This is a genomic window from Herbidospora sakaeratensis (assembly GCF_001570525.1).
GTDB lineage: Bacteria > Actinomycetota > Actinomycetes > Streptosporangiales > Streptosporangiaceae > Herbidospora > Herbidospora sakaeratensis.
Window position 1 is genome coordinate 40227 of record NZ_BBXC01000033.1, and the last position, 7025, is coordinate 47251.

7 protein-coding genes are annotated in these 7025 nt (G+C 75.2%); all 7 read left to right on the forward strand.

Translation table 11 applies throughout. The features are described 5' to 3' along the window. Positions 1 to 854, forward strand: an 854-nt coding sequence (locus tag AW271_RS42050; RefSeq protein ID WP_218008296.1) for a YcaO-like family protein, incomplete at its 5' end; no start/stop codon positions are given. 8 nt (positions 855 to 862) lie between these two features. After that, positions 863 to 2041, forward strand: a complete 1179-nt coding sequence (locus AW271_RS37775; protein ID WP_062343135.1) for a YcaO-like family protein — start codon at positions 863 to 865, stop codon at positions 2039 to 2041. Then, complete coding sequence (locus AW271_RS37780) at positions 2034 to 3284, forward strand: YcaO-like family protein (protein ID WP_062343137.1); 1251 nt, start codon at positions 2034 to 2036, stop codon at positions 3282 to 3284. The genes AW271_RS37775 and AW271_RS37780 overlap by 8 nt, the downstream gene beginning before the upstream one ends. Before the next feature lie 153 nt (positions 3285 to 3437). After that, positions 3438 to 4328 (forward strand): TfuA domain-containing protein, encoded by an 891-nt coding sequence (locus tag AW271_RS37785; RefSeq protein ID WP_062343139.1) that lies wholly within the window; start codon positions 3438 to 3440, stop codon positions 4326 to 4328. Then, positions 4325 to 5266, forward strand: coding sequence for an ABC transporter substrate-binding protein (locus AW271_RS37790; protein ID WP_062343141.1), 942 nt, complete (start codon positions 4325 to 4327; stop codon positions 5264 to 5266). The genes AW271_RS37785 and AW271_RS37790 overlap by 4 nt, the downstream gene beginning before the upstream one ends. Positions 5267 to 5277: 11 nt before the next feature. After that, positions 5278 to 6270: a FecCD family ABC transporter permease gene (locus AW271_RS37795; protein ID WP_218008297.1), complete on the forward strand. Its 993-nt coding sequence runs from the start codon at positions 5278 to 5280 to the stop codon at positions 6268 to 6270. Beyond that, a complete protein-coding gene (locus AW271_RS37800) occupies positions 6267 to 7025 on the forward strand; it encodes an ABC transporter ATP-binding protein (RefSeq protein WP_062343145.1) in 759 nt (252 codons plus the stop codon). Before AW271_RS37795 ends, AW271_RS37800 begins: the two co-directional genes overlap by 4 nt.

Below are 7025 nucleotides of genomic sequence, written 5' to 3' on the forward strand. Positions count from 1 at the left end.
ACCTGCGCTTCGCGCTGACCTCGGGGCTGGAGGAGGTCATCGAGCGGGACGCCACCGTCATCTGGTGGGCCAACCGGCTCCCGGCCGCCCCGGTGGACGTGGCCGACGCCCGGCTGGCCCACCTGCTGCGTCCCGACGCGGGCCTGGGCCCCGGCTGGGGGCGCGCGGCGGGAGATCTGCGCTATCGCGTGGTGAGCATCCCCACGACGTTCGACGTCGCGGTGATCGGCGTGCTGCTCCGCGACCCGGTCCTCGGCATCCACACCTTCGGCGTCGCCGCCCGGCCCGATCCGGCGCACGCGGTGGCGAAGGCGATGGCCGAGGCGGTGACCCTGCGGATCTACTCCCTGGGCCTGCTGGAGCCCGACGGCGCGATCTACCAGGCTGTCGAAGACGGCGTGCTCAGTCCGGACCTGCTGAAACCGCACCGCGCCGACCGCGCCTACGCCGCCTCTTACCGGAGCGACTTCAGGGACGTGGTGGACCTGGCCTGCCACAGCCAGATCTGGCTCGACCCGGCGATGGCCGGGGAACTCGAACCCATCACGGGCCGGGCCGACCCGGTGCGCCTCGACGACCTGCCGACGATCACCGGCGACGTCTGCCGCGCCTACCTCGACCGGGCCGCGGCGCTGGGCCTGCGTGCCCACGCCGTCGACCTCACCACCTCCGACGTGGCCGCGACGGGGGCCCGGGTGGTCCGCGTGGTCGTCCCGGGCGCCTACTCCAACCCGCCCGCGGCCTTCCCCTTCCTCGGCGGCGACCGCCTCTACACCGATCCGGTCCGCCTGGGGCTGCGCGCCGCCCCGCTCGCGGAGGCCGACGTCAACCTCGTCCCGCTGCCGCACACCTGAGAGATCCGATGGACGTCCTGCTCGACCCCCGCACCGGCCTGGTCACCCGGCTGGTGACCGGGCGCAGCCACGCCGTGCTCCACACCGCGACCGCCGAACTGGCCGCCACCGGCCGGTTCGCCCACCCCCTCGGCAACCCCCTCGTCGGAGGAGCGTCCTTCGGCGACCCGGCCCGCGCCCGGCTCAGGGCGCTGGGCGAGGCCGCCGAACGATATGCCGGCCACCTGGTCCCGGACGCCCGGCTCCGCCGCGCGACCTGGCACGACCTCGACGCCGCCGTCGACCCCGACCGGCTCGCCCTCTACTCCCCGGAGCAGCTCGACCGCCCCGGCTTCCCGTTCGCGGGCCTGCGCCGCGACGACGTGCTGTCGTGGACGCCCGGCCGGACCGGCGACGGGAACGAGGTGTGGGTGCCCGCCTCGCTGGTCTGGTTGTCGCCCGGCGAGCACGCGCGGGTGCGGGGCCGCCCGGCGCACCTGCCGATCGCCGCGGGCATCGCCGCCGGGCCCACCCTGGAGGCGGCCCGCGCCTCGGCGCTCGCGGAGGTCCTGGAACGGCACGCCCTGGCCACCGCCTGGCACGGGGGAGCGGCCTTCCCCCGGGTCGACGGGCCGCCGCTGCCCGTCCCGGCCGGGGCGGAGCTCACGTGGCGGTCGGTGCCCAACACGCCGGGCGCGCCGGTGGTGCTGTGCGTGGCGGCCACGCCGGACGGCCTCCTCGGCGTCGGCTGCGCGACCGGCTCGGCCCGGTCGGCCGCCGCCGAGGCGCTGCGTTCCCTCGACGCCCTCGCCGAGGTCGCCGGCGGCGTGCCGGAGTGGGAACGTCCCGCCGGTCCGCTGCGACCGCACCGGGACGACCGCCGGTATCTCGACGCGTACGCCCCCGACCTGAGTGACGCCACCGACGTGCTCTGCACGCTGCAACTGCTCGCCGACGAGCGGGTCGCCTCGGCCGTCCGCGACCGCCTCGCCGGCGGCGAGCCCTCCGGCCCGCCGGCCACCGCCCCCGGCCTCGACGTGATCACGGTCGACCTCACCCCGCCCGACCTGGCCGCCGCGGGGGTGCGCGTGGCCCGGGTCGTGGTGCCGGGGCTGCGCTCCACCGGACCGGCCGCCTACCCCTTCCTGGGCGCGGGCCTCGACCCGCTGCCCGGCCGCGTCGAGAGGCTGCCGGTGCCCCATGCCTGACCCCTGGACCTTCGACCGGCCCGGTCGCAAACTCACCAGAACCGGCACCCACCGCGCCGCCACGCTCGACGACACCTGGCGGCGGCTCGGCCCGGCGCTGCCCGCCTGCGGGGTGACGCGCGTCGCCGACGTGACCGGCCTCGACCTCATCGGCATCCCGGTCGCCACCGCCTACCGGCCCAACGCCCGCAGCCTGTCGGTCAGCCAGGGCAAGGGCGTCAGCCGCGCGGCGAGCCGGGTGTCGGCCGCCATGGAAGCCGTCGAGCACGCCCACGCGGAGGTGATCGACCGCCCGCTGCGGCTGGCCCGGCCCGCCGAACTCGGACCGGCCGCGCTCGACCCCCGCCTTCTGCCGCGGACCGCCGACGGGGTGCTCGACGACGTGACCCCGCTGTTGTGGCTCGACGGCGCCGACGTCCGCACGGGGGAACCGCGCGCGGTGCCGTACGAGGCGGTGAGTCTCGACTTCACCTTGCCGCCCGCGCTGACCGGGCACGGGCTCTCGCGCGACAGCAACGGGCTGGCCGGGGGCAACAGCGCGCTGGAGGCGCTGGTCCACGCGCTGTGCGAACTCGTCGAACGCGACGCGGCGGCCCTGTGGGACCTCCGCGACGGCCCGGCCCAGGCCGGCGCCCGGATCGACGCCGCCACGCTGACCGACCCGGAGACGGCGCGGCTGCTCGACCGGTACGACCGGGCGGGCGTCGAGGCGGCGCTGTTCGACCTCACCTCCGACCTCGGCGTGCCGGTGGTGTTGTGCCACATCGTGGCCGCCGAACCCGACCCGTTCCGGCCGCTGCCCGCCGCCACCGGGCTGGGCTGCCACCCGTGCCCGGCCGTGGCGGTCCAGCGGGCGCTGACCGAGGCGGCGCAGTCGCGGCTGATCACCATCTCCGGCGCGCGCGACGACGTCACCCGGGAGCGCTACGCGCAGACCACCGACGTCGACGGCCTGGCGGAACTGCGCGACGCGCTCCGCGCGACCCTGCCGTACGCCCGGCCCTTCACGGTCGCCGGCGCCGACCACGACCTGCTCGGCGACGACCTCGACTGGCTGCTCGACCGGCTGGCGGCGGCCGGTCTCGACCAGGTGACCGCGGTCGACCTGACCCGGCCGTCGCTGGGCGTGCCCGTCGTCAAGGCGCTGGTCCCCGGCCTGGAGGGAGCCGGCGCGCTCACCGGCGAACCGACCCTGCCCGGCCCCCGCGCGCTCGCCTTCGGATCGGAGCCCGCCGATGCCTGAGATCGCCGTCTTCGCCGGTCCGACGATCCCGGCCGGCCGGATCAGGGACGCCCTGCCCGGCCGCGACGTCGCGGTGCTGCCCCGGCCGGCCAGGGCGACGTCGCCGGCCTGGTCGCGGCCGGCCGCCCTCGTGTCGTCGCCCTCGTCGACGGGGTGTACGAACACGTCCCCGCCGTCTGGCACAAGGAGATCCTCTGGGCGATGTCCGAAGGCGTCGCCGTGGCGGGGGCGGCCAGCATGGGCGCGCTGCGCGCCGCCGAGCTCGCCCCCTACGGCATGACCGGCGTCGGTGAGGTCTACCGGGCGATCGTCGCCGGCGAACTGACCGACGACGACGAGGTCGCGGTCGCCCATCTGGACGCCGGACACGGGCATCGCCCGGTCAACGAGGCGATGGTCACCATCAGGGCCACGCTGCGCGCCGCCGTGGAGGAAGGCGTGGTGTCCGGCGAGGAGGCGGCGGAACTGACCGCGGCGGCGAAGGCGCTGCACTATCCCGACCGGCGCTGGCCCGGCCTGCTGGCGGGCCGCGACACCCCGCTGCGCGAGTGGCTGCCCACCGGACGGCGGGACGTGAAGCTCGCCGACGCCCTCGCGCTCCTCGACCTGCTGGCCCGCGACGGCGTCCGGCCCGCCGAGCGCGCCTGGCACTTCGAGCAGACCTCCCCGTGGCGCGCCGTGCGCCCGGCGGGCCGTACCGCGCTCCCCGCCTCCGTCGTCGACGCCGTCCTGGACGGCCTGCGCGCCGAGGGCCGCTACGACGAGCTCGAACGCGCCGCCACGTTGCGTCTGGTGGCCGCCGCCACGGGCGCCCGCCCCCACGGGGCCGCCCTCGCCGAGTGGATCGCCCTCGTGTCGGACCGTGTCCCGGCGGCCGACCTGGCCGATCTCGGGCCTGCCGAGCTCGCCGCCTTCGCCGCCGACCAGGCCTGCCTGGTGGCCGCGACAACCGAGGTCGCCGGGAACGTGCCCGCCGCGATCCTCGACACCCTGCGCGTCCGCGGCGAGTACGCCGCGCGTGTCGCCCCCAAGGAGAAACAGTGAAGAAACCCCTATCGGCGCTGGCCGCGATCGTCCTGCTGGCCGGCTGCGGCACGTCCGGCACTGAAGCGGCGGCTCCCGCCGCTCCCGCGCCGGTCGAGGTGACCAACTGCGGCACCGTCTACGCCTACGCCGAGCCGCCGGAGCGCATCGTCACCTCCAGCACCGTCGCCACGGAGGTCGTGCTGGCCCTGGGCCTCAAGGATCGGCTGGCCGGGACCGTCGCCGCCACCGACATCATGCAGGAGTACGCCGCCGACCTGACCGGCGTGAAGGTGATCTCGGAATCGGCCTTCCCGCCGCCGTCCAAGGAGGTCGTCTACGCGGCCGACCCGGATCTGGTGGTCAGCGGCTACCCCGACGACTACGGCCCCAAGGCGCTGGGCGACCGGGCGGTGCTCCAGAAGGAAGGTGTCAACAGCCATCTGCTGTCGGCGAGCTGCCCGGGTGGCACCGCCACCGTCGAGCAGACCTATGACGACCTTCGCGCGCTGGGCCAGGTCTTCGGCGTCCAGGACAGAGCGGAGCAGCTCGTCACCGCGCTCAAGACCGACGTCGACGCCGTCACGCCCGTGACGCCCGCGCTGCGCGTCTTCGACTACGCCGGAGGCAAGGACAAGCCGCTGACCAGCGGCGCCACCACTCTGGTGTACGACCTGGCCCGCCGGGCCGGCGGGGAGAACATCTTCCCCGAGACGAAGGAGTTCGGGCAGGTCTCCTGGGAGGAACTGGTCAAACGGGACCCTCAGGTGATCATCGTGGAGGACCAGGTCTTCGAACCGGCCGACGAGGCCATCGCGTGGATGCGCTCCTACGCCCCGATCAAGGACGTGACCGCGGTCAGGGAGAACCGGTTCGTCGTCATCCCCGTCAACGACCTTCAGCCCGGCCTGCGCAGCGGCCGCGCGCTCAAGGCCCTCGCCGAGGGCTTTCGGCGTTGACCGTCCGGCGGGTGACCCTGGCGGGCTCGGTGGCGCTGCTCGGCGTGCTGCTCGGCCTGTCCCTCGTCGCCGCCGTCGGGCTGGGACCGGTCGACATCCCCTTCACGGACGTGTGGCGGATCGTCTTCGCCGCTCAGGACGCGCCCTCGGGGCCACTCGCGGTGATCGTGCGGGACATCCGGCTGCCCCGGGTCCTGCTCGGCGCGGTCGTCGGCGCGGGCCTGGCCGTCACCGGCGCGGTGCTCCAAGGGGTGCTGCGCAACCCGCTGGCCGACCCCTACCTGATCGGCGCCAGTTCGGGGGCGTCGCTGGGCGCGGTCCTGGCGCTGATGTCCGGCCTGTCGTGGCTGTTGCCGCTGGCGGCCTTCACCGGCGCCATGGTCACCTTCACGGTGGTGCTGCTGCTGGCCCGCGACGGCGGCCGGCTCGGCGTCACCCGGCTGATCCTCTCCGGCGTGGCCGTGGCCGCCCTGGCGGAGGCGGCGACCAACTTCATCGTCCTCAACTCACCCGACTCCCAACTGCGGTCGGCGCTGTTCTGGACCCTCGGCGGGATGTCCGGAACCCAGTGGAGCGACCTGCCCGTCCCCGCGATCGTGGTCGCGGTGTCCGCCGTGTGGTTCTGGCTGCGCTCGGCCGGGCTCAACGCCCTCGTCCTGGGAGAGGAAGGGGCCACGAGCCTCGGCGTCGAGGTGAACCGGCTGCGGGTGCGGCTGGTCATCGGCTCGGCGATCACGGTCGGCGCGGTCGTGTCGGTCAGCGGCGGCATCGGGTTCGTGGCGCTGATGGTGCCGCACGCCGTGCGCGTGGTCGTCGGCGGCGACAACCGGTGGGTGGTGCCGCTGAGCGCCGTGGCCGGCGCGCTGCTGATGGTGTGGGTGGACGTCGGAGCCCGCCTGCTCAACCAGCCCGACGAGATCCCCATCGGGGTCATCACCGCGCTGCTGGGCGCGCCGTTCTTCCTGGTGCTGCTGGCCCGTGCGAACCGGAGGGCGATGGCATGAGCCTTGCTCTGGACATCGAGGACGTCTCCTGGGCGCCGGTCCTGCGCGACATCACGCTGTCGGTGACGCCGGGGGAGGTCCTCGGCCTGATCGGGCCCAACGGCAGCGGTAAGTCGAGCCTGCTGCGCTGCGTCTACCGGCGGCAGCGCCCCGATCGGGGCCGGATCACGGTCGACGGGCTGAACGTGTGGACCGCCGGGGCCGGTGAGGTCGCGCGCCGGGTGGCCGTCGTCACCCAGGACTCACCCGCCGACCTGGAGAACAGCGTCGAGCAGATCGTCGCGCTGGGCCGCGTGCCCTACCTGGGCAGCCTGGGACGGCTCACCCGCACCGAGCAGGACCTGATCGAGGACACGATGGAGCGCTGCGAGGTGCGCGCGCTGGCCCGCAGACCATACGCCCTGCTGTCGGGCGGCGAACGGCAGCGTGTGCACCTGGCCAGGGCGCTGGTCCAGCAGCCCGGCCTGCTCCTGCTCGACGAGCCCACCAACCACCTGGACCTGCGTCACCAGGTCGCGCTGCTGCGGCTGGTGCGATCCCTGCGGGTCACCGTCGTCGCCGCGCTGCACGACCTCCAGCTCGCCGGGGCCGCCTGCGACCGGCTGGCGGTGCTGAGCGGGGGCCGCCTGGTCGCCGCCGGCCCGCCGGAGAAGGTCGTCACGGCCCGCCTGCTCGCCGAGGTGTACGGCGTGGCCGCGGAGGTGACCCACGGCCCCGACGGACTGCCCAGGATCAACCTGCCCCTGGCCCGCTAG